We start from the raw sequence: 25,590 nt of genomic DNA, 5'->3' as shown, positions 1-25,590 counted from the left end.
CGTCTGGCCCGGCAAACGGTTTTTCACCCTCATCAGGAGATTACAATGAGCGTACTCGTTGGTAAGAAAGCCCCCGATTTCACCGTTCCGGCCGTGCTGGGCAATGGCGAGATCGTCGATAGCTTCAACCTGGCCTCGGCCATCAAGGGCAAGTACGGCCTGGTGTTCTTCTACCCGCTGGACTTCACCTTCGTCTGCCCGTCCGAGCTGATCGCCCTGGACAACCGCATCCCTGACTTCCAGGCGCGCAACGTGGAAGTGATCGGCGTGTCGATCGACTCGCACTTCACCCACAACGCCTGGCGTAACACCCCGGTCAACAACGGCGGCATCGGTCAGGTGAAGTACACCCTGGCTGCCGACATGACCCACGAAATCTGCAAAGCCTACGACGTCGAGTCCGAAGGTGGCGTGGCCTTCCGTGGCGCCTTCCTGATCGATACCAACGGTGTTGTCCGTTCGCAGATCGTCAACGACCTGCCACTGGGCCGTAACATGGACGAGCTGCTGCGTCTGGTCGACGCCCTGCAGTTCCACGAAGAGCACGGCGAAGTCTGCCCTGCCAACTGGAAAAAAGGCGACAAAGGCATGAACGCTTCGCCTGAAGGCGTTGCTGCCTACCTGAGCGAGAACGCTGGCAAGCTGTAATTGCTGCGCGGATGAAAAAACCGGCCTTCGTGGCCGGTTTTTTTATGCCTTCCTGTGCCGGCCTCTTAGCGGGCGCGCCCGCTCCCACCGATTCTCTGCATGCCTGAAGGCAAAGGTGAACCTGTGGGGGCGGGCGTGCCCGCGAATGCTTTTGGCAGATCAATCGTTGAAATCGCGCCAGCCGCCCATTTCTTTCCAGCGGTTGACGATGCCACAGAACAGTTCAGCGGTTTTCTCGGTGTCGTAACGTGCCGAGTGCGCCTCACGCCCGTCGAAGTCGATGTCGGCGCTCTGACAGGCCCGCGCCAGCACGGTCTGGCCATACGCCAGGCCCGCCAGGGTGGCGGTGTCGAAGCTGGAGAACGGGTGGAACGGGTTGCGCTTCAGATCATTACGCGCCACTGCCGCATTGAGGAAGCCCAGGTCGAAGCTGCTGTTGTGGCCGACCAGAATCGCCCGCTTGCAGCCGTTGGCCTTGAGTGCCTTGCGCACGCCGCGGAAGATGTCGGTCATCGCGCTTTCCTCGCTGACCGCCATGCGCAGCGGGTGGTCCAGCTTGATCCCGGTGAACTCAAGCGCGGCCGGCTCGATGTTGGCGCCCTCGAACGGCTCCACTCGGTGGAAGTAGGTATGTTCGGGGAACAGGAAGCCTTTCTCGTCCATGCCGATGGTGACAGCGGCAATCTCCAGCAATGCATCGGTGGCGCTGTTGAAACCGCCGGTTTCAACATCCACCACGACCGGCAGATAGCCGCGGAAGCGTTCGGCCATCGGGTGGCGAGGACCGCTGCTGCCTTGGGTTTCCAGGTCGTCTTCGTAAAGGTCTTCGCTCACGCGTTTGCCTCCAGCAGGCGCCAGCGCAGTTTTTCGCCAGCGCGCAGCGGGACTACGGTTTGCTCGCCAAATGGCAGGCTTTCCGGAGCGGTCCATTCTTCGCGGACCAGGGTAATGGTGTCGGTGTTCGCCGGCAGGCCATAGAAGGCCGGGCCGTGCAGGCTGGCGAAGCCTTCCAGCTTGTCCAGCGCGTTACGTTGTTCGAACGCTTCGGCGTACATCTCGATGGCCGCATAGGCGGTGTAGCAACCCGCGCAACCGCAGGCTGCTTCCTTGGCGTGCCGGGCATGAGGTGCCGAGTCGGTGCCGAGGAAGAACTTCGGGTTGCCGCTGGTGGCGGCGTCCAGCAAGGCCACCTGGTGCGTGTTGCGCTTGAGGATCGGCAGGCAGTAGAAGTGCGGGCGAATGCCGCCAACCAGCATGTGGTTGCGGTTGTACAGCAGGTGCTGGGCGGTGATGGTCGCACCCACGTTGGCCGGGGCCTCGGTGACGAACTGCGCGGCGTCGCTGGTGGTGATGTGTTCGAACACCACTTTCAGCGTCGGGAAGCGCTCGACCACACGGCGCATGTGCTCGTCGATGAAGCGCTTCTCGCGGTCGAACACGTCGATCTCGCTGCGGGTCACTTCGCCATGCACCAGCAGCGGCATGCCCACTTCCGCCAGTGCCTCCAGGGCCGGGAAGATGTTGTCGATGCTGGTCACGCCGGAATCGGAGTTGGTGGTGGCACCGGCCGGGTACAACTTGGCGGCGTACACGAAACCGCTGGCCTTGGCCGCGCGGACGTCCTCGGGGCTGATGTTGTCGGTGAGGTACAGAACCATCAGCGGCTCGAAGCGGCTGCCGGCCGGGCGGGCAGCCAGAATGCGCTCACGGTAGGCGCCGGCCTCGGCGGCATTGCGCACCGGCGGAACCAGGTTGGGCATGATGATGGCACGGGCGAAGGTACGCGCCACGTCGCCAACGGTGTGGGGCAGGACGGCACCATCGCGCAGATGGATGTGCCAGTCGTCGGGGCGCAGGAGGGTCAGGCGATCGGACATTGGGGATTCCAGGCGGGTCGAACTCAAGCCCCAATCCTACCGGAAAACCCCGGGGCGAGCACGGCTATCAAGTTTTCCGCGCGGCGTCCGATAGCCTGCTGGTAAGCCGTCAGAAATTGTGGAGCCGCCCGTGCGCCAGCGTTACCTAGCCCTGTTGACCCTGTTCGCCAGCCTGCCGGCCGGCGCACTGACTTTCCAGACGCGCATGGAGAACATTGCCTGGAAGGTCGAGGGTGACCAGTTCGAGTGCCGTCTGAGCCAACCGATCGAAGGTTTCGGCAGCGGTACGTTCGTGCGCCGGGCAGGCGAGCAGCCGGTGTTCCAGCTGCGTTCGGACAGCAACGTACTGGGTGCCGGCACCGCCAGCCTGCTGGCCGCGGCAGCGCCATGGCAACCTGGGCGTGGCGATATCAACCTGGGCCATGTGCGTATGGCCCGCAGCGGTGTGCTGTTCAGCTCCTCCCAAGGGCAGGCCAGCCGGCTGATCAACGGTCTGCTCGACGGGCGTAGCACAGTCGTGCGCAACTACACCGGTGAGGCGGGCAGGCCGATGGAGGTGCGTGTGCTGCCGGTCAGCTTCGCCAAGGCCTACAATGACTATCAGGTCTGTGCGGGCAAGCTGTTGCCGATGAACTATGACCAGGTGCGCCAGACTCAAGTGGGCTTCCCTGGGGGCGGTTTCGAGCTGGATGCAGCAGCCAAGGCGCGGCTGGCGGTGATTGTCGACTACCTGAAGGCCGACCCCACGGTTAACCATATCGAGCTCAACGGCCACTCCGACAACAGTGGCAACCGCCTGACCAACCGCGACCTGTCGCGCCGTCGCGCATTGGCCGTGGCCGATTACTTCAAGGCTCACGGTGTGCCGCAAGAGCAGATTACTGTGCGCTTCCATGGCGAGCGTTATCCGCTGGCGAAAAACAACAGTGCGTCGAACCGGGCGCGTAATCGGCGGGTGAATATCGAGCTGGATCGGGTGGCGGTGGTTGAAAAAGCCGTGGAAAGGCCGGTTGAGCAAGCGGCGCCGGCTGTTGCACCGGTATCAGGGGCGAAGGCGCCCTGAGATCTGGTCGGTGCATGTCATGGGCTCGCATCAAGGCCGCCAGGGGTTCGTCACAACATTTTCAGCGCCTGTGAGATCGAGCGCCGCCCGCGCGGCGCTTCGCGGGTAAACCCGCTCCTACGTTTGTTTCGGGCCAGTCCATCCTGTGCCTGGCGCGCGCGACCGCCTTGTTGGTACGACGCGATATCGAGATAGGCACCAAGGCGTTCGCGCGCGAATCCCACAGGCATAATTGGCCCGAAACAAACGTAGGAGCGGGTTTACCCGCGAAGCGCCGCGCGGGCGGCGCTCGATCTCACAGGCGCAGAATGTGTCGAGGCGGACACCTGGCGGCGCTCGATCTCACAGGCGCAGAATGTGTCGAGGCGGACACCTGGCGGCGCTCGATCTCACAGGCGCAGAATGTGTCGAGGCGGACACCGGGCGGCGCTCGATCTCACAGGCGCAGAATGCGTCGAGGCGGACACCTGGCGGCGCTCGATCTCACAGGCGCAGAATGTGTCGAGGCGGACACCTGGCGGCGCTCGATCTCACAGGCGCAGAATGTGTCGAGGCGGACACCTGGCGGCGCTCGATCTCACAGGCGCAGAATGTGTCGAGGCGGACACCTGGCGGCGCTTGATCTCACAGGCGCAGAATGTGTCGAGGCGGACACCGGGCGGCGCCCGATCTCACAGGCGCAAAATGTGTTGAGGCGGACACGTGGCGGCGCTCGATCTCACAGGCGCTGAACTCCTCAAGGCATGCACGCTGCGGCTCGACGCCCCTCCATGGTCCTAATGCCACATCCCGCAGCCGACCGCCCGTCGCCCCTACGAAAGTTCCTGTCGCTTTGTCGTCAGAAGCTGTCGCCCCACTGTAAATTTATCCGCAACGCCGGTAGAATCGGTACCTTTCCGTACAACCCCGTGGAGTGATGGCATGGCGGACGTAAAAAAGGTCGTACTGGCGTATTCCGGCGGCCTTGATACTTCGGTGATTCTCAAGTGGCTGCAGGATACCTACAACTGCGAAGTGGTGACCTTCACCGCTGACCTGGGTCAGGGCGAAGAGGTCGAACCGGCTCGTGCCAAGGCCCAGGCAATGGGCGTTAAAGAGATCTACATCGACGACCTGCGCGAAGAGTTCGTGCGTGATTTCGTGTTCCCGATGTTCCGCGCCAACACCGTCTACGAAGGCGAGTACCTGCTGGGTACTTCCATCGCCCGTCCGCTGATCGCCAAGCGTCTGATCGAAATCGCCAACGAAACCGGCGCCGACGCCATTTCCCATGGCGCCACCGGCAAAGGTAACGACCAGGTGCGCTTCGAGCTGGGTGCCTATGCCCTGAAGCCAGGTGTCAAGGTCATCGCCCCATGGCGCGAGTGGGACCTGCTGTCCCGCGAGAAGCTGATGGACTACGCCGAGAAGCACGGCATCCCGATCGAGCGCCACGGCAAGAAGAAGTCGCCGTACTCGATGGACGCCAACCTGCTGCACATCTCCTACGAAGGCGGTGTCCTGGAAGATACCTGGACCGAGCACGAAGAAGACATGTGGCGCTGGAGTGTCTCGCCTGAGAACGCCCCGGACCAAGCTACCTACATCGAGCTGACCTACCGCAATGGTGACATCGTTGCCATCGACGGCGTCGAGAAATCCCCGGCCACCGTCCTCGCCGACCTGAACCGTATCGGTGGTGCCAACGGCATCGGCCGCCTGGACATCGTCGAGAACCGTTACGTCGGCATGAAGTCGCGCGGTTGCTACGAAACGCCTGGCGGTACCATCATGCTCAAGGCTCACCGTGCCATCGAGTCGATCACCCTGGACCGCGAAGTCGCTCACCTGAAAGATGAGTTGATGCCCAAGTATGCCAGCCTGATCTACACCGGCTACTGGTGGAGCCCGGAGCGTCTGATGCTGCAACAGATGATCGATGCTTCGCAGGTCAACGTGAATGGTGTGGTGCGCCTGAAGCTGTACAAGGGCAATGTGACCGTGGTTGGCCGCAAGTCGGACGATTCGCTGTTCGATGCCAACATCGCCACCTTTGAAGAAGATGGTGGTGCCTACAACCAGGAAGACGCTGCTGGCTTCATCAAGCTCAACGCACTGCGTATGCGCATTGCCGCCAACAAGGGCCGTTCGCTGCTCTGATTGCTGGCCTGTGCGAAAACCCCGGCTCAATCCGGGGTTTTTTTATGCCTGCGGAAAGGCGGGTTGTTCAACTTCGAGGGTTTACATCTTCGCCCTCAAGTGCGCTGATCGAAAGCTGCGCACATTGACGTCTGTCCAGATTACAAAAGCGCCAGACGCGCGCGGGCTCGGGCGGTTGGGCAAGTGCGTGCAAGAGTTGTTGTTCCATCATGCGACAGGCGTCGGGGCCGGAGAACATGAATGTGACAGGTTCGCCCTGTATCGCCTCGGGGGCATCATTGGCAATAACGGGTGTGGCCATACTGTTCAGTGCTGGTGTGTTGTCGTGTGCTGTGTTGTTGGGAAGCGGGCTATAGAACGACTTGTAATTGAAGTTGAGTGTCAGAAAAAACAGTGCTGTCAGAAAGAATGGAAAACCTACCAGGAACCAGGTGTAGAGCTTTTGGCTGGACTCGCCGAGAAATGGCAGTGTGGCAAGGGCGGAGGCTTCGATAATCCCCGCGAAGATGGCAATGATCGTCAGCGGGGCGACAGGTTGTGCTTGGGTCATAGGGGCCGTCTCCAGCGGTTTTTCCCATCTTTACCTTACCGCTGTACTCAACTAAAGGCTGGATTGTTTCCCGGGGGAGGAATGATCGTCAGAGAACCTCGTTGTGTTGCCTTTTCAGCGCGTTCGAGTCGGAAGTTCTCCTCTACTGAAGATCAGTACTCAACTGGCGCGTTTATGTCAGTGGGTAGTACCGTTTCTTTCGGTGATAAGAAATTTATTTGTTACAACCATAGTCATAGTGTGTAGGAAGTTTCTGTAAGTTCTGTAGGTTTTCTCTGTCAATGGCTTTCACTGGTAAATCGCCGCGCCAGCAGGCGTCCTGTCGGTTATCGTGGCGTGCCAAAGCAACAACAATGTATGGATATCGCATGAATAAAGTGCTTATCGTGGATGATCATCCGGTCATACGCCTGGCCGTACGCATGCTGATGGAGCGGCATGGGTATGACGTTGTGGCGGAGACTGACAATGGGGTGGCTGCGCTGCAGCTGACACGGCAACACCTGCCGGATATTGTGGTGCTGGATATCGGTATCCCGAAACTGGATGGCCTGGAGGTAATCGCCCGCATGGCGACATTCAGCCCGGGTAGCAAGGTACTGGTGCTGACGTCGCAGGCCCCCGGCAACTTTTCGATGCGCTGCATGCAGGCGGGGGCGGCGGGTTACGTGTGCAAGCAGCAGGAGCTTACCGAGCTGCTTAGCGCTATCAAGGCTGTGTTGTCGGGTTACAGCTACTTCCCCAACCAGGCCTTGCATGCGTCACGTGGCAGGGGGGCGGGCAGCGAGACGGATATGGTGAATCGCCTTTCTGCGCGAGAAATGACGGTGCTGCAACAGCTGGCGCGAGGGCGTTCGAACAAGGAGATTGCCGACAGCATGTACCTCAGTAACAAGACGGTCAGTACCTACAAGTCGCGGCTGTTGCTCAAGCTCAATGCACGGTCACTGGTTGACCTGATCGAGCTGGCGCAACGGCAAGGTCTGAACTGATCCCGGGCCTTGGCAAAGCCTCCAGTCAGGAAGCTTTGCCAAGGCTATGGATCCATGACTACAGGACCAGAACTACAGGTCGTAATCGAAATCGGCCAGCTGCTTTTGCAGGCGCCGTTCTTCCAGCATGTTGTCGATGGTGCGGCGTTTGCTCAGGTTGGTCTTTGCGGTTTCTACTTGTGGTTCCGCGTCATCGTCTGCGGCAACAAAATCATCATCGATCGACAGGTCGTCTTTATCGGTACTCATGAGTCGCTCCAAGCCAAGGGGCCATTGGCCGACCTTATAACCAGAAAGCAGACGCTGGTAAAAAAGATTTTTTCAATCGACGTGAGTGGTTTCTGGCTATTGGCTCAATCGTCGGAGGTTTTGTGCTTGTACTCGCACAAATCTTCGATCCTGCAGCTGCCGCACCTTGGCTTGCGCGCCTGGCACACGTAGCGCCCGTGCAGGATCAGCCAATGGTGGGCGTCGAGCAGGTAGTCTTTAGGTACAAACTTGACCAGTTTCTTTTCCACTTCCAGCACCGTTTTGCCTGGTGCGATACCCGTGCGGTTACTCACGCGGAAAATGTGGGTATCCACTGCCATGGCCGGTTGGCGAAACGCTGTGTTAAGCACCACGTTGGCGGTTTTTCGACCGACACCGGGTAGCGCCTCCAACGCTTCGCGGGTTTGCGGTACCTGGCTGTCGTGGCGCTCGATCAGCAGCCGGCACGCTTCTATGACATTCTTGGCCTTGCTGTTGTATAGCCCGATGGTCTTGATGTATTTGCTAAGGCCTTCAACGCCCAGGGCATAGATGGCCTCGGGGGTGTTGGCGACGGGGAACAGGCGGGCAGTGGCCTTGTTGACGCCGACGTCGGTGGATTGCGCGGACAGTGTCACGGCGACCAGCAGTTCAAACGGGGTCGTGTAGGCCAGTTCGGTCTTTGGGTCGGGGTTGTCTTCGTGCAGTCTGCGAAAAATCTCCAGGCGTTTGGCGGCATTCATGAAATCAGGGCTTTCCTTGACGATGTGGGTGGGCAGAGCCCGGATGCAGGCGATTGTACAAGGCCAACAGCAGTCCCAGCAGCAGTAGCGCACCGGGCGCGAGGCTGGCCAGGTGCAGCTCGGCATGGTCAGCCAGCCATTGGCGGCTGGCGCCCAGCAGCAGGCAACTGGCAAAGACAGCCCCGAGGTGCTTTGCCAGCGCGCGCCAGCGGCGTTGGTCTGGCAGCAGGTGGTCACTGGCCAGGCATTGCAGGCACAACAATGCGGGGTAGTGGCCCAGAGCAATGGCCAGTGGTAGTGGCCAGGCCCGCATGGCCAACTGCAGACAACTGGCCAGGGCTGCCAGCAGCAGCAGGCTGGCCAGTAGATATGCCCAGCTGGCCACGCGTTTACGCAGGGGGGCCAGCAACACTTGGTGCAGGCAGCCCATCACTGCTGCGCACAGGCCGATGGCCGCGCCTTCAGCCAGCGTTCGGGTGGCGCCTAACAGGGGCGCGATGCTCATGGCCAGCAGGCCAAACCTATTCATGTGCGGCGCCCTCCAGCAATACACTACGCTGTTCATCGAAATAACTCAGCGCGTCCTGCAATGCGGCGATAACTGCCCGCGAGGTTACGGTTGCGCCGGCCAATTGGTCAAAATCACCCTGGTCCCGCTTGAGTGCCCAGTGATCGCCCAGATAGCGATTGTCGAACTGCTTCAGCCACTGCAGTTGTGGGTCACTCAGGTGATCGCCAAGCCCCGGGCTTTCCAGTTGTTCGACAACCTGGCTGCCGATCAGTCGGCCGTCTGTGGCGATGGCGACGCTTAGTACGATTGGTCCGGCATACCCCTGCACCTGTGTGACCAAAATAATGGCGCTTGGCTTGCCTGCCATAGTGGCGCGGTAAGCTGCCAGGATACGGCTGTTGGGCCTCTGTGCGGCGGGCCTTGGCAGCGGGCTTTCCAGTGGCTGGTTGTCATAGCTGCCTTCGGGCAGCACGGCCAGCCGCTGGCGGCTTTGCATTTGTTTTTCGGCGCTGGCGATGGCTGGGCTGGTCCACTGCCGCCAGGCCAGGGTGGCAGACACTGTCAATACCCCAGTCAGCAGCAGCAGGCCCACATCCCGTCCCCCCCGCTTCATCGGGCTGCCTGCTGACGTTGCACAGCCATGCGCTCGAGTACCGGAGCCAAAAGATTCATCAGCAGAACGGCGAACGCGGTGCCATCCGGGAAGCTGCCCCAAGTACGAATCAGGTAGATAAGCAGCCCTGTTCCCAGGCCGAAGCACAGCTTGGCCCAGTCGTTTCTGGGGCCGGACACTGGCTCGGTCGCAATGAAGAATGCTGCCAGCATGGTCGAGCCGGAAAACAGGTGCAGCAAAGGCGAGCCATTGGAGTCCGACCCCGAACCGTTCCAGCCCAACAGGCTGAATACCAATAACCCTGCCAGCAAACCTGCCGGCGCATGCCAACTGATCACCTTGCGCTGCAATAAGAACAGGCCGCCAAGCAGGAATGCCAAGTTGACCCATTCGCTGCCTGCCCCACCAATGCTGCCAAAGCCCGGATGGCTGGCAAACAGCTCGTCGATGGTCAGGCTGCGGTTGTGGCGTAAGCCGTCGAGCAATGTCGGCCGGGCCCAGGCATCGATCTGTTCGCCCCCAGCGAACACCTGTTGCAGGCTGTCGAGCAGGTCTGGGACCTGCCCAGGCCAATGGTTCATCTGCAACGGGAAGCTGAGCAGCACGAACGCATAACCCACCATGGCCGGATTGAACAGATTTCGCCCGACCCCACCATAGGCCTGCTTGCCGATGCCGATCGCAACACATGCCGCAATGACCGGCAGCCACCATGGCGCCAGGGTGGGCAGGGCGGCCGCCAGCAGCACGGCGGTCACCAGTGCACTGCCGTCGTTTAGCGCCTGGCTTGGTGGTTGACTGCGCAGTGCCAGCAGCAATGCTTCGCACAGCAATGCGGCACTGGCACACAGCAACAGGTTCAGCACCATGCCCCAGCCATGCAGCCACAACAGCGCCAGCAGTCCAGGCGTGCAGGCGAGCAAGACCAGGCACATGCTGGTGCGTAGCCGCGGATCGGGGCTGCTCATTGGCCAAACATTCCATTGAAGCCGGAAAACGCCATGGCCATTACCCCGGCACCGATCAATTGGATGGGCAGGCCGCGCAGCGCATTGGGGATGTCGGCGTGGGCGCTGCGCTGGTGCAGGTCGGCGAACACCATCAGCGCCAGCCAGAAGCCGCCACCCGTCAGCAAGCCTTGGAGTAGCGTGGTTGGCCAGCTGACGTCGTCGCTTGCCTGTTGCAGGGCCAGCCCAAGCGCTGCGGCATTGCTCAACAGCAGCGCTGGCAACCCCGCTACGGGCCAGGCCGGGCGCCACTTGGCCAGTAGCCAGGGCAGGCCCCAGGCGAGCAAAGCCAGCCAAGGCAATAGCAGGAACAGGGCAAGTTCGTGGATGTGCAGCGGGGCAAGTACGGTGTGCGCCAACAGTTGCGCGCCGATTACGCCCAGTGCAATGCACAGGGCACAGGCCAGGCCGTGCACCTGCAGTTGCAACCCGGAGAGTGGCTGTCGGAGCTGGCACAGGTGATTGATCAGTGCGGCGCTGATCAGGACCAGGATGTAGTCATTCATGAGATGACGATAGCCGGGAATCAGGGTGATTGTCCGGGTTTGACATGAAGGGGCCTGCGTATTGTGGGAGCGGGCAGGCCGCTCCCACAATGGCCCGCAGGGCTGTTACTTGATGCGCTGGCCTGGCTTGGCGCCGCTGTCCGGGCTCAGCAGGTAGATTTCTTCACCGCCAGGGCCGGCAGCCATGACCATGCCCTCGGATACGCCAAAGCGCATCTTCCGTGGCTTGAGGTTGGCCACCATCATGGTCAGGCGGCCTTCCAGTTTGGACGGGTCTGGGTAGGCCGACTTGATGCCGGAGAACACGTTGCGGCGCTCGTCACCAATGTCCAGGGTCAGTTGCAGCAACTTGTCGGCACCCGCTACGGCCTCAGCCTTGACGATCAGCGCCACGCGCAGGTCGACGGCCGCGAAGGTATCGAACTCGATCTCGGCCGACAGCGGGTCCTTGGTCAGTTCGCCATTGCCCGCCGGGGCATTGGCTTCGGCAGCCAGCAGGTCTTCCTTGCTGGCAGCGATCATGGCTTCGACCTTGGCCGGCTCGATACGGCTCATCAGGGCCTTGAACGGGTTAAGCGGGTGGTTTTCCAGGCGTGTCAGGTGGTCGTTCCAGGTCAGCGGGGCCACGTTGAGGAAAGCCTCGGCGTCAGCAGCCAGCACCGGCAGTACCGGTTTGAGGAAAATCACCAGTTGGCGGAACAGGTTGATGCCTTGGGCGCAGATGGCCTGGACTTCATCCTGCTTGCCTTCCTGCTTGGCCAGTGACCACGGTGCCTTGTCGGCGATCCAGGCGTTGGCGCGGTCGGCCAGTGCCATGATTTCGCGCATGGCACGGCCAAAATCACGGGCCTCATAGGCTTCGGCGATGGAGGGGGCGGCAGCCAGGAAGGCTTCGGTCAGCTCAGGCGCGGCATCACCGCCTACCATCACGCCTTCGTTGCCCTTGTGGATGAAACCGGCGCAGCGGCTGGCAATGTTGACTACCTTGCCGACCAGGTCGGAGTTGACCTTCTGCACGAAGTCTTCCAGGTTCAGGTCCAGGTCGTCGACGCCACGGCCCAGCTTGGCCGCATAGTAGTAACGCAGGTATTCCGGCTGCAGGTGGTCCAGGTAGGTGCGGGCCTTGATGAAGGTGCCGCGCGACTTGGACATCTTGGCGCCGTTGACCGTCAGGTAGCCGTGCACGTTGACCGCGGTTGGCTTGCGGAAGCCGGCGCCTTCGAGCATGGCTGGCCAGAACAGGGCGTGGAAGTTGACGATGTCCTTGCCGATGAAGTGGTACAGCTCGGCCTTGGAGCCTTCGTTCCAGAAGGCGTCGAAGTCCAGCTCCGGGCGGCGTGCGCAGAGGTTCTTGAAGCTGGCCATGTAGCCGATCGGCGCATCCAGCCATACGTAGAAGTATTTGCCAGGCTCGCCCGGGATCTCGAAGCCGAAGTACGGCGCGTCGCGGGAGATATCCCACTCCTGCAGGCCGGAGTCCAGCCATTCTGCCAGCTTGTTGGCTACCGCGTCCTGCAGGGTGCCGCTTCGGGTCCACTGCTGCAGCATGGCCTGGAAGTCTGGCAGCTTGAAGAAGAAGTGCTGGGAGTCACGCAGTACCGGGGTGGCACCGGAGATGGCTGACTTGGGGTTCTTCAGCTCGGTGGGTGCATAGGTGGCGCCGCATTTTTCGCAGTTGTCGCCGTACTGGTCTTCGGCCGCGCACTTCGGGCAGGTGCCCTTGATGAAGCGGTCGGCGAGGAACATGCCTTTTTCCGGGTCGAAGTACTGGGTCACCGAGCGGGTGGCGATGTGCCCGGCTTCACGCAGGCGCGAGTAGATCAGGCTCGACAGCTCGCGGTTCTCTTCGCTGTGGGTGGAGTGGAAGTTGTCGAAGTCCACCAGGAAGTCGGCGAAATCGCTGCTGTGCTCGGCCTGGACATTGGCGATCAGCTGTTCCGCGGTGATGCCTTCCTTTTCGGCGCGCAGCATGATGGCCGAACCGTGGGCGTCGTCGGCGCAGACATAGATGCACTGGTTGCCGCGCAGCTTCTGGAAGCGTACCCACATGTCCGTCTGGATGTACTCCAGCATATGGCCGAGATGGATCGATCCATTGGCATAGGGCAGGGCGCTGGTGACGAGAATCTGGCGTGGCTCGGACATGGTGGCTCGGCTACTTATCTGGCTACGGGGTAAAAATGAGGGTGATCGGCCACTATAAAGGGCTGGCGAAGATATTTCACCCCGCAAGCGTATCTGCTGACGATTGACGGGTTAGGATAGGCGGCTGTTTTACATTCAGTTTGCCAATGGGAGTCTCCATGAGTGCCGTCACCCGTGCCGCCGTTGAAGGCGTGCTTCGCCAGTACACCGACCCCTACCTGAACCAGGACCCGGTCAGCGCCGGCTGCGTGCGCGCCATCGATATCCAGGGCGGGCAGGTCAGCGTGCAGTTGCAGTTGGGTTATGCCGCAGGGCTGTTCAAGAGTGGCTGGGCCCAGGTGCTGCAGACCGCCATCGGCAGCCTTGAGGGTGTCAGTGGCGCCCAGGTTTCGATCAACTGCGTGGTGGCCGCGCACAAGGCCCAGGCACAGGTGCCAGCCATGGCCAACGTCAAGAACATCATCGCCGTGGCGTCGGGTAAGGGCGGTGTGGGCAAGTCGACCACCGCAGCCAACCTGGCCTTGGCCCTCGCACGTGAAGGCGCACGGGTAGGTATTCTCGATGCCGATATCTACGGCCCCAGTCAGGGTGTGATGTTCGGCATCGCCGAGGGCACCCGTCCACAGATTCGCGAGCAGAAGTGGTTCGTGCCGATCAAGGCTCACGGTGTGGAAGTCATGTCCATGGCTTTCCTCACAGACGACAACACGCCGATGGTATGGCGTGGCCCGATGGTGTCCGGCGCGCTGCTGCAACTGGTCACCCAGACCGCCTGGGATGACCTGGATTACCTGGTGATCGATATGCCGCCAGGTACCGGTGACATCCAGTTGACCCTGGCACAAAAGGTCCCGGTGGCCGGTTCGGTGATCGTCACCACGCCGCAGGATCTGGCTCTGCTGGATGCCAAGAAGGGCGTGGAAATGTTCCGCAAGGTCAACATTCCAGTGCTGGGCGTTGTCGAGAACATGGCCGTACATATCTGCTCGAATTGCGGCCATGCCGAGCACCTGTTCGGTGAAGGTGGCGGCGAGAAGCTGGCCAGCCAGTATGGCGTCGACCTGCTGGCGTCGCTGCCGTTGTCGATGCTGATACGTGAGCAGGCCGACAGCGGCAAGCCGACGGCAATCGCCGAGCCGGAAAGCCAGATTGCCATGGTTTACCAGGAACTGGCCCGCCAGGTGGGCGCGCGGATCGTGCTGCAGGAAGCAGCGGCGCCAGCAATGCCGAGCATTACCATCAGCGAAGACTGACGCAGTCCCAGTGGGAGCGGCCTTGTGTCGCGAAAGGGGTGCGAAGCGCCCCCAAGATCCGTGATGCAATCAAGTATTGCTGGGGCCGCTTTGCGGCCCTTTCGCGACACAAGGCCGATCCCACACTTGCATGCATGGCTTTTGCACAGGCATAAAAAAACCCGCCAGAAGGCGGGTTTTTTTGAAAGCTAGGAAGCTAGATCGACTTAGGCGATCTGAACTTCTTCAGCCTGCATGCCTTTCTGGCCGCGGGTAGCGACGAAAGTAACAGCCTGGCCTTCTTTCAGGGTTTTGAAGCCGTCAGCTTGGATGGCTTTGAAGTGCACGAACAGGTCGTCGCCCGACTGAGGGGTGATGAAGCCGTAGCCTTTCTCATCGTTGAACCACTTAACAACACCGGATTGACGGTTGGACATTTTTCTGTCTCCTTGGACAATTTGATAACGGTCAGGAAAAACCCTGCCCGGGACTGAGCGCAAAGAGAGCAGAAAATTCAGCGATGGGCCGATCAGGATCGTGCATCAAACTAGAGATTCTCGGTGTCACGTGCAGCACAGTGGCAACACCTTACCCCACTTTCCGCAACCTGCCAATGGTCAGAAGGCGCTTTAGGCAAATTCGGATCGGCGGCGGCTGCAGCCCCCACCCGGCGCGGGATTTGGGATGGAACTTTAACCTGGGCGCCGGGACCGGTAATATGCGCATCACGATTTTCACCACGCAACTCTTCAGGACACCCCGCCATGAGCATCAAATCGGACAAGTGGATTCGCCGCATGGCGCAGGAACACGGCATGATCGAGCCCTTCGTCGAGCGCCAGATGCGCGGCGAGCAGGACAGCCGTGTGATCTCCTTCGGCGTCTCCAGTTATGGCTACGACGTGCGCTGCGCCAACGAATTCAAGGTGTTCACCAACATCAACTCGGCCACCGTCGACCCGAAAAACTTCGATGCCGGCAGCTTCGTCGATATCAAGAGTGACGTGTGCATCATCCCGCCAAACTCTTTCGCCCTGGCGCGCACTGTCGAATATTTCCGCATTCCGCGTGATGTCCTGACCATTTGCCTGGGCAAGAGCACCTACGCCCGTTGCGGCATCATCGTCAACGTCACGCCACTCGAGCCCGAGTGGGAAGGCCACGTGACGTTGGAGTTCTCCAACACCACCACGCTGCCGGCGAAGATCTACGCCAACGAGGGCGTGGCGCAGATGCTGTTCTTGCAGTCCGATGAAGAGTGCGAAGTGTCGTACAAGGACCGTGGCGGCAAATACCAGGGCCAGCGTGGCGTCACCCTGCCGCGCACCTGAGCCGACAAGCGCGGGGAATTACCCGCGCCTTTGGCACTCCAACGAAGTAACGCCGGTGTGCATGATGTGCATCGGCTTTCGTCAGGAGCAGCCTATGAAACTCCATCCCGCAATCAGTGCCAAGCTGGCAGGCCTGCAGCCCAATCACGTAGGGTTGTTGCCCTGGTCACTGCTGGCGCACCCGCTGCCCATGCAGGCGGGGGGCGTGCCCCATCAACCTGACCCCGATACTCCGCAACCGCCGGAACCCGGTGAGACGCCTCCCATGGAGCCGGGTGAGCCGACCTTGCCGGACGAGCCGCCTCCCGCACCAGTCGCCTGAGCGTCGCTATAGCGGCCAGATGCGGTCAGCGCCCGCCAGGTACACCCGGCTGGCGCTGGCGGGGGTGACTTCCCACCCTCCGGTGAACTCACCGAACGCAGGTAGCAGGCTGACCTGCTCATCGATCACGAAGCAAGGCAGGCGCAGGCGCTGACGGGCCTTACCGCGCAGGACGAACACCGGGTGTACATGGCCCGCGAGCACCGGATGGGTGCGGTGGGGCTGCGGTTCGTGCTGCAGGGCAAAGGGCTCCAGAACCCAAGGCTCGCCCACGATCTGAATATCGAGCGAAGTTGGTGGATCGCCGGCGTTGCGATCATGATTGCCGCGTATGAGGGCAATTTTCAGTTTTCTTTGTCGCTTCCGCCAATCATCCAGCTTGGCCAGTGTTGCCGGTGCTCGGGCCGTCCGGGCGTGAAGAAAATCGCCCAGGATGATCAGTTGCTCACAGTCGTGCTCGGCCAGCAGTCTATCGAGACGGGCGAGTGTCGCCTCAGTCGTTCCGCGTGGCACCGGTTGATGCAGGGCGCGGTAGCTGGCGGCCTTTCCGATGTGCACGTCGGCCACCAGCAGGGCGCGGCGGGCGGGCCAGTAGATGGCTTTGTCGGCGAGCAGCCAGAGCACCTGACCACAGTGTTCGATGGGTTGGTAATTCATTCCGCGTCCGCCGCTTGCTCCAGGTCCGCCACCATCCGCGCAATGCGGTCTGCCAGCTTCTCGGTGCTCAATGTCTCGCGCATGCCTTCCACCAGCAAGGCAAACGCCAGTGGCCCTGGCCGCTTCAACGCCCGCAGGTCCAGTTGCAGCGCGCTCATTTTCAGCAATTGCCGACGCAGCCGTTCGATTTCCAGCTCTTCGCTCAATACCTCATCCCGCGCCTGGCCAAGCAGCAGATTCCCCGCATCGTGTTTGCGAAACACCTCATAGAACAGCCCGCTGGAGGCCTGGATTTGCCGCGTGCTCTTCTGCGCGGCGGGATAGCCGCCAAACACCAGCCCGGCAATCTGGGCAATTTCCCGAAAGCGCCGCAGTGCCATTTCCCCGGCATTCAGGCTGGCCAGCACATCTTCCAGCAGGTGCCCGGTGCCGAGCGCTTGCGGCAAGTGCCTGGCCCAGTCCACCTTGGTCGGGCTGAGGAGTTCGAATCCGTAGTCGTTGACGGCAATCGACACCGACAGCGGTTGTGCGCGGCTGACCCGCCAGGCAATCAGATTGGCCAAGCCCAGGTTGGCCATGCGCCCGGCAAAGGGGTACAGGAACAGATGCCAGCCCTGACGGGACTTGAAGGTCTCGGCCAGCAGTGTGCCTGTGGTGGGCAAGGCTGACCACTGCGCCTGAAGCGCAAGCAGCGGGCGTACTGCGCGCATTTCCGGCCCGTCAAAGCGTTCATGGGCTGCAGCATCCAGTTGCTCGACCAGCGCCTCGGCCAGTTCGCTCGAGAGCGGCATGCGCCCGCCGTTCCAGCGCGCTACAGCGGCCTTGCGCGCGGTGCTGCGACGCACATAGGCCGTCATGTTTTCCACACGCACCAGCTCCAGTACCCGCCCGGCAAATACCAGCGTATCGCCGGGGCGCAGGCGGGCGATGAATGCTTCTTCAACACTGCCCAGCGTTTTCCCCCCGGCGCCCTTGCTCCAGTATTTCAATTGCAGGTTGGCATCGCTGACGATGGTGCCGATGCCCATACGGTGGCGGCGCGCCAAGCGTTCGCTGGTAACCCGATAAACACCGTCGGCCTGACGCTCGACGCGCTGGTAGTCCGGGTAGGCGGTAAGTGAACTGCCGCCGTGGCAGACGAAGTCCAGCGCCCATTGCCATTGGTTGTCGCGCAACTCGCGAAAGGCCCAGGTGCTGCGCACTTCGGCGAGCAGTTGCTCCGGGCGAAAGCCACTGCCCAAGGCCATGCTGACCAGATGCTGTACCAGCACATCCATGCACAGGCGCGGTGAAAAGCGGGCTTCGATGTGGCCGGCTATCAGTGCCTGCCGGGCCGCCGCCGCTTCCACCAGTTCCAGGCTGTGGGTGGGCACCAGGGTGACCCTGGAGCGCCGCCCAGGCGCGTGTCCTGAGCGACCCGCCCGCTGCATCAGGCGGGCGATGCCCTTGGCCGAGCCAATTTGCAGCACCCGTTCCACAGGCAGAAAGTCCACGCCCAGGTCCAGGCTGGAGGTGCAGATCACTGCCTTCAGGCTGCCTTGCTTGAGGCTGCGCTCGACCCAGTCGCGGGTATCACGGGCCAGCGAGGCGTGGTGCAGGGCGATCAGCCCGGCCCAGTCCGGGCGGGCCTCAAGCAGGGCCTGGTACCAGATTTCGGCCTGGGCACGGGTATTGGTGAACACCAGGCTACTGGCACTGGCATCGATCTCATGGCTGACCTGGTCAAGCATCTTCAGGCCCATGTGCCCAGCCCAAGGGAAGCGCTCGATCGCTGCTGGCAGCAGGGTGTCGACTTGCAGCGCTTTGTCTTGCCGGCCTTGCAACAGCAGGCCACCTTGGGGCAGCAAGACATCCAGTGCGTGTTGCAGGTTGCCGAGCGTTGCCGACAAGCCCCAGGTCGGTAGGGCTGGGTGCCAATGGCGCAGGCGCGCCAAGGCCAGCTGCAGCTGTACCCCGCGCTTGTTGCCAAGCAGCTCGTGCCATTCATCCACCACCACCATTTGCAGCGTGGCGAAATCCTCACGTGCCTGTGCCCGGGTCAGCAGCAGGGTCAGGCTTTCGGGGGTGGTGATCAACACACTGGGTAGCCGCCGGGCCTGTCGGGCGCGTTCGGCACTGTTGGTGTCGCCGCTGCGCACCCCAACGTTCCAGGGCAGCTCGAGCTCTTCAAGCGGCGCTTGCAACGCGCGTGCGGTATCGGCGGCCAAGGCACGCATGGGCGTCACCCACACCACCTGTATGGGGGCCGGCTGGCGGCCCTGCGGCCTGGGCTTGAACGCACGTAGCGCAGCGAGCCATACCGCGTAGGTCTTGCCGGCACCGGTACTGGCATGCAGCAAACCGGACTCGCCCCGTGCGACGGCAGCCCATACGCGCCGTTGGAAAGCGAAGGGCTTCCAGCCGCGCATGGCAAACCAGGTGTTTGCGAGGTCGGTAGCAGCAGGCATGAGGCAGGTGGTCCCTCGACGGCTGTGCTTCTACAGACCACTGGCCGGCTGCAATGGTTTTACCCGGATCAATTGGCCAACAGGTAGCCGCTGCGGCATACCTGTTCGCCGGCCACATGGGCGATGACCATGCCAGCGGTGGCCATGCGCCGTACGCTACGCGCATACAGCAGGCCCGGCTGGCTGTTGCGCAGGGCGGTGACTCGGTCACTGAGTGGGTCGATGACTTCGGCAATCAGTTGGCCGGCCTCCAGGTGCTGGCCCGGTTTGGCATGGTAAACCAGCAACCCACCCAGTGGCGTTGCCACGGGTTCCACCGCGGCCAACGGCGTGGCGTGGCGTAACAGTGCGGGCAGGGCGGCCCTGGTGCCTTCGATGACACCGGCGTGGGTCAGGAAGTCGAGGATCGCCTGGCAGTCCTTGCTGGCCAGATCATGGCTGACATCCGCCTGGCCGCGCAGCTCGACGGTTACCGAGCAGCAGCCTAACGGAATCGGGAAGCGTTTGCCGAAACGCTGCTGCAATTGCCACCAGACCAGGCTGAAACACTCATCGAACGACTGCCCGCCCGAGTCGGTTGCCAGCAGGCTGGCCTGGGCGCCCAGGTAACGGGCCAAGGGTTCGATCTGGGGCCATGCATCGGGTGTGGTGTACAGGTGCTCGACCGCTTCGAAGTCGCAGTGCAGGTCCAGCACCATGTCGGCATCGCAGGCCAGGCGCTGCAGTATCAGGCGCTGGGCCTGCAGGGGGGTACGGGCCGGGTGTGCATCCAGGCCGCGGCGCAGGTATTCGCGGATCAGTGCAAGGTTGTGCTGCGGGTCCTGGGTGAGGTGTTCTTCGATCTGGTCGCCGATGCTGTCCGACAGGTCTACGAAGTTGCGATTGAAGTTCTCGCCACTTTGCAGTTCAAAACGCCCCAATGGCGCATCCAGCAGCACTTGCTCCAGGCCCACCGGGTTGGCAACCGGCACCAGAATGATCTCGCGCTGCAGTCGGCCTTGCTGCTCCAGCTCGACCAGGCGGCGCTTGAGGTGCCAGGCTACCAGCATGCCCGGCAACTCGTCGGCATGTAGCGAGGCCTGTATATAGACTTTGCCACCACTGCGGGGGCCGAAGTGGAAGCTGTGCAGTTGGCGGGTGATGCCCGGAACGGGGGAGAGCAGGTCGTGGGTTGAGTGATGCATGTTGGTCCTGGCTGCGTGGCGAAAACGGTCTGCGACACGGGTCGGCTCAAAAATAGAAGCATAGTTTCAGCGAATGCGCCTCATCCTGCAGCAATCGGGCAACGCAAACTTTTTCAGGCCAGTAGCGCCTGCAAGGTGGCCAGGTCATCTGCCTCCTCCACCGGCTTGTCCAGCCGCCAGCGCAGCATGCGCGGAAAGCGCACGGCGATACCGCTTTTGTGACGCCGGGACAGTGCGATGCCTTCGAAGCCCAGTTCGAACACCAGCGTTGGCGTCACACTGCGCACCGGGCCGAACGTTTCCACCGTGGTCTTGCGGATGATGGCGTCCACCTTGCGCATTTCTTCGTCACTGAGCCCTGAATAGGCCTTGGCAAAGGGCACCAGCGCCCGATCAGGGGTACCTGCCGGTGCATCCCATACGGCAAAGGTGTAGTCGCTGTACAGGCTGGCCCTGCGGCCGTGGCCGCGTTGGGCATAGATCAGCACCGCATCGACGCTGAACGGGTCGATCTTCCACTTCCACCAAATGCCCATGTCCTTGGTGCGCCCCACGCCGTACAGGGCCTTGCGCTGCTTCAGCATCAGCCCCTCCACACCCAGGCTGCGCGACTGTTCGCGCTGGCGGGCAAGGTCGGGCCAGTCCGGGCCTTGCAGCAGAGGCGACAACAGCACGGGGGCAAGTGGGTGTTCATCCACCAGGCGTTCCAGCTGGCTTCGACGTTCGTGTTGCGGTCGGCTGCGCCAGTCATCGCCCTGCCACTCCAGCAGGTCGTAGGCCTGCAGCACCACTGGCGCATCGTTCAGCAGTTTTTTACCCAGCGTTTTGCGACCGATGCGCTGTTGTAGCAAGGCAAATGGCTGCACGGCCAGTTCAGTCTCGTTTTCACCGGGTTTCCAGACCAGAATCTCGCCGTCGAGCACCACGCCATCGGGCAACGTCTGTGCCAGACCATGCAGTTCGGGGAAACGCTCGGTAACCAGTTCTTCGCCGCGTGACCACACCCACAGCTGGCCATCGCGCTTTACCACCTGCGCCCGAATGCCGTCCCACTTCCACTCGATTTGCCAATCGCTTGGTGGCCCGAGCAGGGTGTCGAATTGATCGCTGGACACTTGCAGGGGATGGGCCAGGAAGAATGGGTAGGGCTGGCCACCACGCTGGTTGTGTTCATCGGCGGACTCTGGGGCGATCAGCCTCTGGTAACTGGCTGCAGTCGGGCGATGGCCTATATCGGTGTAGCCGACCAGGCGCTGGGCCACGCGTTTGGCGTCCAGCCCGGCCAATTGTGCCAGGGCGCGGGTGACCAGCAGCTTTGACACGCCCACGCGAAAGCTGCCAGTGATCAGCTTCAGGCATAGCATCAGGCTGGCGCGTTCCAACCGGGCCCAGAGTGGCGGTAGGCGCTGCCGGACTTGCTCAGGCGGCAGCCCGCGCAGGGGCAGCAAATGCTGTTCCACCCAGGTGGCCAGGCCCTCCTCGTTGCCATCGACGTGCAGCGGCAGCAGCAGCGAAATGGTCTCGGCCAGGTCGCCCACGGCCTGATAACTTTCTTCGAACAGCCAGTCCGGCAGGCCTGCCAGCGCTGTTGCCAGTTCGCGTAGAAGGCGGGTGGGCACCAGTTGGCGTGGGCGCCCGCCGGCCAGGAAATACACCGCCCAGGCAGCATCTTCGGCGGGCGCCATGTCGAAGTAGCCGCGCAGTGCCTCGAGCTTGGCGTTGCTGGAGGTGGTCGCGTCCAGACGCAGGAACAGCGTAGCGAAGGCTTTCATGGCGAAGTGGCCGTGTTCGGCGCATCGTCTTCGTCGCCATACTCGGTGACGAAGGCGCGGGCATCCAGGCCTTGTTCGGTGAGGTAGCGCACCAGTACGTCGACCGAGCCGTGGGTGACCATTACCCGTTTGGCACCGGTCTGGCCAATGGCCCAGAGCAGGCCGGGCCAGTCGGCGTGGTCGGATAGCACAAAGCCCCGGTCCACGCCGCGCCGTCGGCGGGCGCCGCGTAGCAGCATCCAGCCGCTGGCGAAGGCATCACTGTAATCGCCAAAACGGCGCAGCCAGCTGCTGCCGCTGGCTGATGGGGGCGCCAGGATCAGTGCCTGGCGCAGCAGTGGATCGTTGCGCGGGATGTCGCCTGCGTAGCGGGTTTCCGGCAGGCGGATACCGGCAGCCCGGTACACCCGGTTGAGCGACTCCATGGCGCCATGCACGAGGATCGGGCCGATGCTGGCATCCAGCCCATGCAGAATCCGCTGGGCCTTCCCGAAGGCATAGCAGAACAGCACGCTGGCTTTGCCCTGTTCGCTGTTGGCCCGCCACCAGGCATTGATGTCGGCGAAGGTCTCGCTTTGGCTTGGCCAGCGGTAGATCGGCAGGCCGAAGGTCGACTCGGTGATGAAGGTGTGGCACGCCACTGGTTCGAAGGGCGTACAGGTGCCATCGGGTTCTACCTTGTAGTCACCGGATGCAACCCAGACTTCACCTCGGTACTCCATGCGCACCTGCGCCGAACCCAGCACGTGCCCGGCCGGGTGCAGGCTCAACGTCACACCGTGGTGCAGCAGGCGCTCACCGTAGGGCAGGGTCTGCAAATTGATGGCCTGGCCCAGGCGGCTGCGCAGAATGCCGGCACCGGGGCTGGCGGTCAGGTAATGGCCATTGCCGGTGCGTGCGTGGTCGCCGTGGCCGTGGGTAATGACAGCCCGGTCCACGGGCCGCCAGGGGTCGATATAGAAATCTCCGGGCGGGCAGTACAGCCCTTCGGGGCGGGCGATGACAAGGTCCATGGCACGGGCACTGGTTCTGGGCTTACCCGTTAGGATACGTGGTGCAAGGCGTTAGTTCGGATGGATGTAGGAGGGAGCTGCTGAATACGTTCACCAGGCCCCCTCGTGCTTCCCTCAAGCACGCCTTTACCGCCCCGGCACCAACGTAAGCCGCTGGTTGCCATACGCCCTGGCGAAGTTCTGCTGTTGCAGCGGCAGGCTCATGAATCGCCCTTTGAACCAGGCATCCAGCCCGTCGCGGTAATGCGCGCTGGCCGGGTTGCCGGACTCGCCGTTACTGGTCAGTATCTGCAAGGGTTCGGCCTGGCCGAAGTCGACGATCATCCGTGCCGAGGCTGGCAGGCGAGTGTCGAAGTCGCTGCCCCAGGCGAATGGTGTGAGGGCCAGGGTAGTGAAGTCGCCGCCTGCGGCAAGCGGCGCACGGCTGATCGCATCACCCAGGCCATGGTAGGCCGGTGCCGGCCAGCGGTACTGGTGCAGCTTGCCCCACTGCCAGGTGCGTCGGTCGGCCCCCAGTTGCGCGATACCGGCCTCCATTGCGCCCGCCAGGCTGCGGGCGAGGATGGTGGGTTTGTCTTCTTTTTGCGGCGTGGTGCGGTCATCCCAGAAAGGGCTGTCATCGCGGCCCAGCAGGTGATCGGCCTGCGCCGAGAACGACAAACGTGCATTGCTGACGAACGCCTGCCAGGCCGGGCTGGACGCCGGGCCAAGGTCATCGAGGAAGGTCTGTCGAGCGACCTCCTGCAAGAACAACGCGTACAGCGCGGCATCTGCCGACACCGGGCTCAGGCGGCCATCGAAAGCCTTGATCCGGGCCAGTGTGTCGCGGGCCTTGTCGCGCTGCACAGCGGGGAGGGCGTCGATTGCCTGCTTCAGAGGCTGGGCCATGCCGGGGGCGTCGAACATCTGCTTGAGCTTGTTGGCCAGCAAGGTCACCTGGTCGTTCTGCAGGGCCATCAGGCTGCGACTGTCGTGGCGGCCGTTGCCGGCCAGCTGTGCCAGGCGTTCGGCACGTTCGGGGTAATACCAGGTGCTGGACAGCTGCATGCCATAGCCGCGCGGCAGGCTGCGCTGGTTGGCGTGGCCGATCCAGCCCGCGGGTGGGTCCTGGTCGTATGGGTGCAGCATCGGGTCGGCATAGCCGTCCCAGTCGTAACGCCCGTCCCAGCCCGGCGAGGGCAGCAAGCCCTGGCCTTCGCGGCGATTGGGGTAGCGGCCACTGACTTGCCAGCCGATGTGCTCAGGCTCGGCGAAAACGAAGTTGACGGCAGCAGCGGTCACTTCCCGGGTGCTGTCGAAGGCTCGCTCCAGGTTCTTGGCCCGCGTCAGGTCGAACAGCGCATCCAGGCTGCGATCACCTTTGAACTGTGGCAGGTTCAGCGCCAGGCCCAGGCTAGCGTTTTCTGGCTGGGCCAGCAGGGTGCCGTGGCGGGTGTCGTACATCACTTCGCGCAGTGGTCGTTGCCCACGGATAAAGAAGGTTTCGATACGGGTGCGGGCCGGCAGCCATTTACCGTCGGCCAGGTAGCTCAACTGATTGCCTTGGCGGCGCAACTGCTCAAGGAACACGTCCTGATTGTCGGCCATCACTGCGCTGCTGCTCCAGGCCAGCTTGCCATTGTAGCCGGCCAGCACGATCGGCAGGCCGGGCAAGGACAGGCCGGCCACCTGGTACTTGCTGGTATTGATTTGTACCGGGCTCAAGGCCCAGCCGGCGCGGCTGTCGCTGGCCAGCAGGCTCTTGCCGCTGCGGCTGCGCTGCGGGCCCAGGGCCAGGTTGGCCGACCCCGGGCTACCGAGCAGGTCGAGGTCGGCGAGCTTCTGGCTGGCGGCTGTCAGGGCGGGCAACCCCGGCAACTGGCTGGCGAGGTTCAGGCCCCTGAGCTTGTCCACTTCCATTTCGGCCAACGGCTCGTCCGGGGCCCCGGGCAGCAACCAGGCCAGCTTGTCGCTACCCACTTTCTGCGCCAGGGTCAGGGCGCTGAGTTCCTCGTGCAGGTTGACCGACTGGCTGAACGCGTACAGGCAGAAGATCAGCGCCGAGTCTTCAGGCTTCCAGTATTCGGGGCGATAGCCACTGCTGGCCAGGCCTGCTGGCAGCTTGTCGCGGTAGCGGAACAGGTAGGCGTTGACCCCGCGCGCGTACACTTCGAAGAAGCGCTTGAGCCGTGGCGATGCGTCGGCGTATTGCTGGGCGGCACTCTGCTTGAGGTTGGCGGCGCGCATGAGGCGGTCGATGTCCAGCGCTTCGCTGCCGGCCAGTTCGGCCAGACGGCCCTGGGCGAGCAGGCGCATGGCGACCATCTGTTCGATGCGGTCGCTGGCGTGCACATAGCCCAGGCTGAACAGCGCATCATGGAAGCTGCTGCTTTCGATCAGCGGCGCGCCCATTGCATTGCGCCGTACCGAAACGTTCTGCGCCAGGCCCTTGAGCGGCTGCACGCCGCTGGTCGGTGGCACGCTATCCTGGTAGCCGCCCATCTGGCAGCCGGCCAGCCCGAGCATGCCGAGCAGGGTGGCAGCGGTTGCGAACCGCAAGCGGAAGGGAGGAAAGGCGGGGGCGGCCATGGCAAGGGCTCCTGCAAGGCG

General features: G+C 62.5%; 24 protein-coding genes. 7 read left to right on the top strand and 17 right to left on the bottom strand.

Features of this window, described 5'->3' with window-relative positions:
- Positions 1-45: 45 nt before the first annotated feature.
- The gene (locus tag J3A98_RS18640; RefSeq protein WP_003254945.1) at positions 46-648 is read left to right on the top strand and encodes a peroxiredoxin; all 603 of its coding nucleotides are present in this window, start codon (positions 46-48) and stop codon (positions 646-648) included.
- Positions 649-807: 159 nt separating this feature from the next.
- On the opposite strand, the gene rnt is transcribed toward J3A98_RS18640, so the two are convergent.
- Positions 808-1,482: a ribonuclease T gene (rnt, locus tag J3A98_RS18635; protein WP_021781971.1), complete on the bottom strand. Its 675-nt coding sequence runs from the start codon at positions 1,480-1,482 to the stop codon at positions 808-810.
- On the bottom strand, positions 1,479-2,525 hold the full coding sequence (pyrC, locus tag J3A98_RS18630; RefSeq protein ID WP_176683651.1) for a dihydroorotase: 1,047 nt from the start codon (positions 2,523-2,525) through the stop codon (positions 1,479-1,481). Before pyrC ends, rnt begins: the two co-directional genes overlap by 4 nt.
- Before the next feature lie 130 nt (positions 2,526-2,655).
- Here pyrC and J3A98_RS18625 point away from each other — a divergent pair, with 130 nt between their 5' ends.
- On the top strand, positions 2,656-3,588 hold the full coding sequence (locus J3A98_RS18625) for an OmpA family protein (RefSeq protein ID WP_209967713.1): 933 nt from the start codon (positions 2,656-2,658) through the stop codon (positions 3,586-3,588).
- 921 nt (positions 3,589-4,509) lie between these two features.
- Positions 4,510-5,727, top strand: a complete 1,218-nt coding sequence (locus J3A98_RS18620) for an argininosuccinate synthase (RefSeq protein ID WP_021781974.1) — start codon at positions 4,510-4,512, stop codon at positions 5,725-5,727.
- A gap of 67 nt (positions 5,728-5,794) precedes the next feature.
- Here J3A98_RS18620 and J3A98_RS18615 read toward each other — a convergent pair whose 3' ends face one another.
- Entirely contained in the window at positions 5,795-6,277 is a 483-nt protein-coding gene (locus J3A98_RS18615; RefSeq protein ID WP_209967711.1) for a hypothetical protein, read from the bottom strand.
- A 368-nt stretch (positions 6,278-6,645) separates the two neighbouring features.
- Here J3A98_RS18615 and J3A98_RS18610 point away from each other — a divergent pair, with 368 nt between their 5' ends.
- On the top strand, positions 6,646-7,269 hold the full coding sequence (locus tag J3A98_RS18610) for a response regulator transcription factor (protein WP_003254939.1): 624 nt from the start codon (positions 6,646-6,648) through the stop codon (positions 7,267-7,269).
- A 72-nt stretch (positions 7,270-7,341) separates the two neighbouring features.
- Here the strand turns inward: J3A98_RS18610 and J3A98_RS18605 are convergent, their stop codons facing one another.
- The 7 genes from J3A98_RS18605 to metG form a co-directional block, all read right to left on the bottom strand.
- On the bottom strand, positions 7,342-7,518 hold the full coding sequence (locus J3A98_RS18605) for a hypothetical protein (protein WP_003254937.1): 177 nt from the start codon (positions 7,516-7,518) through the stop codon (positions 7,342-7,344).
- A gap of 104 nt (positions 7,519-7,622) precedes the next feature.
- Positions 7,623-8,261 carry an endonuclease III gene (gene nth, locus J3A98_RS18600; protein ID WP_143494696.1) on the bottom strand — a complete coding sequence of 213 codons (639 nt, stop codon included), beginning with the start codon at positions 8,259-8,261 and terminating at the stop codon, positions 7,623-7,625.
- Between the two features lie 4 nt (positions 8,262-8,265).
- Positions 8,266-8,790, bottom strand: a complete 525-nt coding sequence (locus J3A98_RS18595) for an Rnf-Nqr domain containing protein (protein WP_209967709.1) — start codon at positions 8,788-8,790, stop codon at positions 8,266-8,268.
- The gene (locus tag J3A98_RS18590) at positions 8,783-9,385 is read right to left on the bottom strand and encodes an RnfABCDGE type electron transport complex subunit G (protein ID WP_209967706.1); all 603 of its coding nucleotides are present in this window, start codon (positions 9,383-9,385) and stop codon (positions 8,783-8,785) included. The genes J3A98_RS18595 and J3A98_RS18590 overlap by 8 nt, the downstream gene beginning before the upstream one ends.
- Positions 9,382-10,353 (bottom strand): RnfABCDGE type electron transport complex subunit D, encoded by a 972-nt coding sequence (locus tag J3A98_RS18585; RefSeq protein ID WP_209967704.1) that lies wholly within the window; start codon positions 10,351-10,353, stop codon positions 9,382-9,384. Before J3A98_RS18585 ends, J3A98_RS18590 begins: the two co-directional genes overlap by 4 nt.
- Entirely contained in the window at positions 10,350-10,898 is a 549-nt protein-coding gene (locus J3A98_RS18580; protein ID WP_209967702.1) for an Rnf-Nqr domain containing protein, read from the bottom strand. The genes J3A98_RS18585 and J3A98_RS18580 overlap by 4 nt, the downstream gene beginning before the upstream one ends.
- Before the next feature lie 105 nt (positions 10,899-11,003).
- A complete protein-coding gene (gene metG / locus J3A98_RS18575) occupies positions 11,004-13,043 on the bottom strand; it encodes a methionine--tRNA ligase (protein ID WP_176685347.1) in 2,040 nt (679 codons plus the stop codon).
- A gap of 158 nt (positions 13,044-13,201) precedes the next feature.
- On the opposite strand from metG, the gene apbC reads away from it, so the two are divergent.
- Complete coding sequence (gene apbC, locus J3A98_RS18570; protein ID WP_209967699.1) at positions 13,202-14,296, top strand: iron-sulfur cluster carrier protein ApbC; 1,095 nt, start codon at positions 13,202-13,204, stop codon at positions 14,294-14,296.
- A gap of 206 nt (positions 14,297-14,502) precedes the next feature.
- On the opposite strand, the gene J3A98_RS18565 is transcribed toward apbC, so the two are convergent.
- On the bottom strand, positions 14,503-14,712 hold the full coding sequence (locus tag J3A98_RS18565) for a cold-shock protein (RefSeq protein ID WP_003254922.1): 210 nt from the start codon (positions 14,710-14,712) through the stop codon (positions 14,503-14,505).
- Positions 14,713-15,039: 327 nt separating this feature from the next.
- Between J3A98_RS18565 and dcd the strand changes: the two genes are divergently transcribed.
- Complete coding sequence (gene dcd / locus J3A98_RS18560) at positions 15,040-15,606, top strand: dCTP deaminase (RefSeq protein ID WP_176685345.1); 567 nt, start codon at positions 15,040-15,042, stop codon at positions 15,604-15,606.
- Positions 15,607-15,700: 94 nt separating this feature from the next.
- Positions 15,701-15,928, top strand: a complete 228-nt coding sequence (locus J3A98_RS18555; protein ID WP_003254918.1) for a hypothetical protein — start codon at positions 15,701-15,703, stop codon at positions 15,926-15,928.
- Between the two features lie 6 nt (positions 15,929-15,934).
- Here J3A98_RS18555 and pdeM read toward each other — a convergent pair whose 3' ends face one another.
- The 6 genes from pdeM to J3A98_RS18525 form a co-directional block, all read right to left on the bottom strand.
- Positions 15,935-16,585 carry a ligase-associated DNA damage response endonuclease PdeM gene (gene pdeM, locus J3A98_RS18550; RefSeq protein ID WP_209967697.1) on the bottom strand — a complete coding sequence of 217 codons (651 nt, stop codon included), beginning with the start codon at positions 16,583-16,585 and terminating at the stop codon, positions 15,935-15,937.
- Complete coding sequence (locus J3A98_RS18545; RefSeq protein ID WP_209967695.1) at positions 16,582-19,032, bottom strand: ligase-associated DNA damage response DEXH box helicase; 2,451 nt, start codon at positions 19,030-19,032, stop codon at positions 16,582-16,584. The genes pdeM and J3A98_RS18545 overlap by 4 nt, the downstream gene beginning before the upstream one ends.
- Positions 19,033-19,100: 68 nt before the next feature.
- A complete protein-coding gene (locus J3A98_RS18540; protein ID WP_209967692.1) occupies positions 19,101-20,216 on the bottom strand; it encodes a succinylglutamate desuccinylase/aspartoacylase family protein in 1,116 nt (371 codons plus the stop codon).
- A 113-nt stretch (positions 20,217-20,329) separates the two neighbouring features.
- On the bottom strand, positions 20,330-21,988 hold the full coding sequence (locus tag J3A98_RS18535; RefSeq protein ID WP_209967690.1) for an ATP-dependent DNA ligase: 1,659 nt from the start codon (positions 21,986-21,988) through the stop codon (positions 20,330-20,332).
- Positions 21,985-23,001, bottom strand: a complete 1,017-nt coding sequence (locus J3A98_RS18530) for a ligase-associated DNA damage response exonuclease (protein ID WP_209967688.1) — start codon at positions 22,999-23,001, stop codon at positions 21,985-21,987. The genes J3A98_RS18535 and J3A98_RS18530 overlap by 4 nt, the downstream gene beginning before the upstream one ends.
- 126 nt (positions 23,002-23,127) lie before the next feature.
- A complete protein-coding gene (locus J3A98_RS18525; RefSeq protein WP_209967686.1) occupies positions 23,128-25,569 on the bottom strand; it encodes a penicillin acylase family protein in 2,442 nt (813 codons plus the stop codon).
- Positions 25,570-25,590 lie beyond the last annotated feature (21 nt).

It is taken from the genome of Pseudomonas sp. BP6, assembly GCF_017875935.1.
GTDB classification, from domain to species: Bacteria; Pseudomonadota; Gammaproteobacteria; order Pseudomonadales; family Pseudomonadaceae; genus Aquipseudomonas; species Aquipseudomonas putida_Y.
This window is presented reverse-complemented; position numbering and strand designations above follow the sequence as displayed.

Bases quoted from the DNA above. Each gene is read 5' to 3' on its own strand.
- J3A98_RS18640 (WP_003254945.1), top strand. From the start codon at position 46: ATGAGCGTACTCGTTGGTAAGAAAGCCCCCGATTTCACCGTTCCGGCC.
- pyrC (WP_176683651.1), bottom strand. From the start codon at position 2,525: ATGTCCGATCGCCTGACCCTCCTGCGCCCCGACGACTGGCACATCCAT.
- J3A98_RS18620 (WP_021781974.1), top strand. From the start codon at position 4,510: ATGGCGGACGTAAAAAAGGTCGTACTGGCGTATTCCGGCGGCCTTGAT.
- J3A98_RS18615 (WP_209967711.1), bottom strand. From the start codon at position 6,277: ATGACCCAAGCACAACCTGTCGCCCCGCTGACGATCATTGCCATCTTC.
- J3A98_RS18610 (WP_003254939.1), top strand. From the start codon at position 6,646: ATGAATAAAGTGCTTATCGTGGATGATCATCCGGTCATACGCCTGGCC.
- J3A98_RS18605 (WP_003254937.1), bottom strand. From the start codon at position 7,518: ATGAGTACCGATAAAGACGACCTGTCGATCGATGATGATTTTGTTGCC.
- nth (WP_143494696.1), bottom strand. From the start codon at position 8,261: ATGAATGCCGCCAAACGCCTGGAGATTTTTCGCAGACTGCACGAAGAC.
- J3A98_RS18595 (WP_209967709.1), bottom strand. From the start codon at position 8,790: ATGAATAGGTTTGGCCTGCTGGCCATGAGCATCGCGCCCCTGTTAGGC.
- J3A98_RS18590 (WP_209967706.1), bottom strand. From the start codon at position 9,385: ATGAAGCGGGGGGGACGGGATGTGGGCCTGCTGCTGCTGACTGGGGTA.
- J3A98_RS18585 (WP_209967704.1), bottom strand. From the start codon at position 10,353: ATGAGCAGCCCCGATCCGCGGCTACGCACCAGCATGTGCCTGGTCTTG.
- J3A98_RS18580 (WP_209967702.1), bottom strand. From the start codon at position 10,898: ATGAATGACTACATCCTGGTCCTGATCAGCGCCGCACTGATCAATCAC.
- metG (WP_176685347.1), bottom strand. From the start codon at position 13,043: ATGTCCGAGCCACGCCAGATTCTCGTCACCAGCGCCCTGCCCTATGCC.
- apbC (WP_209967699.1), top strand. From the start codon at position 13,202: ATGAGTGCCGTCACCCGTGCCGCCGTTGAAGGCGTGCTTCGCCAGTAC.
- J3A98_RS18565 (WP_003254922.1), bottom strand. From the start codon at position 14,712: ATGTCCAACCGTCAATCCGGTGTTGTTAAGTGGTTCAACGATGAGAAA.
- dcd (WP_176685345.1), top strand. From the start codon at position 15,040: ATGAGCATCAAATCGGACAAGTGGATTCGCCGCATGGCGCAGGAACAC.
- J3A98_RS18555 (WP_003254918.1), top strand. From the start codon at position 15,701: ATGAAACTCCATCCCGCAATCAGTGCCAAGCTGGCAGGCCTGCAGCCC.
- pdeM (WP_209967697.1), bottom strand. From the start codon at position 16,585: ATGAATTACCAACCCATCGAACACTGTGGTCAGGTGCTCTGGCTGCTC.
- J3A98_RS18545 (WP_209967695.1), bottom strand. From the start codon at position 19,032: ATGCCTGCTGCTACCGACCTCGCAAACACCTGGTTTGCCATGCGCGGC.
- J3A98_RS18540 (WP_209967692.1), bottom strand. From the start codon at position 20,216: ATGCATCACTCAACCCACGACCTGCTCTCCCCCGTTCCGGGCATCACC.
- J3A98_RS18535 (WP_209967690.1), bottom strand. From the start codon at position 21,988: ATGAAAGCCTTCGCTACGCTGTTCCTGCGTCTGGACGCGACCACCTCC.
- J3A98_RS18530 (WP_209967688.1), bottom strand. From the start codon at position 23,001: ATGGACCTTGTCATCGCCCGCCCCGAAGGGCTGTACTGCCCGCCCGGA.
- J3A98_RS18525 (WP_209967686.1), bottom strand. From the start codon at position 25,569: ATGGCCGCCCCCGCCTTTCCTCCCTTCCGCTTGCGGTTCGCAACCGCT.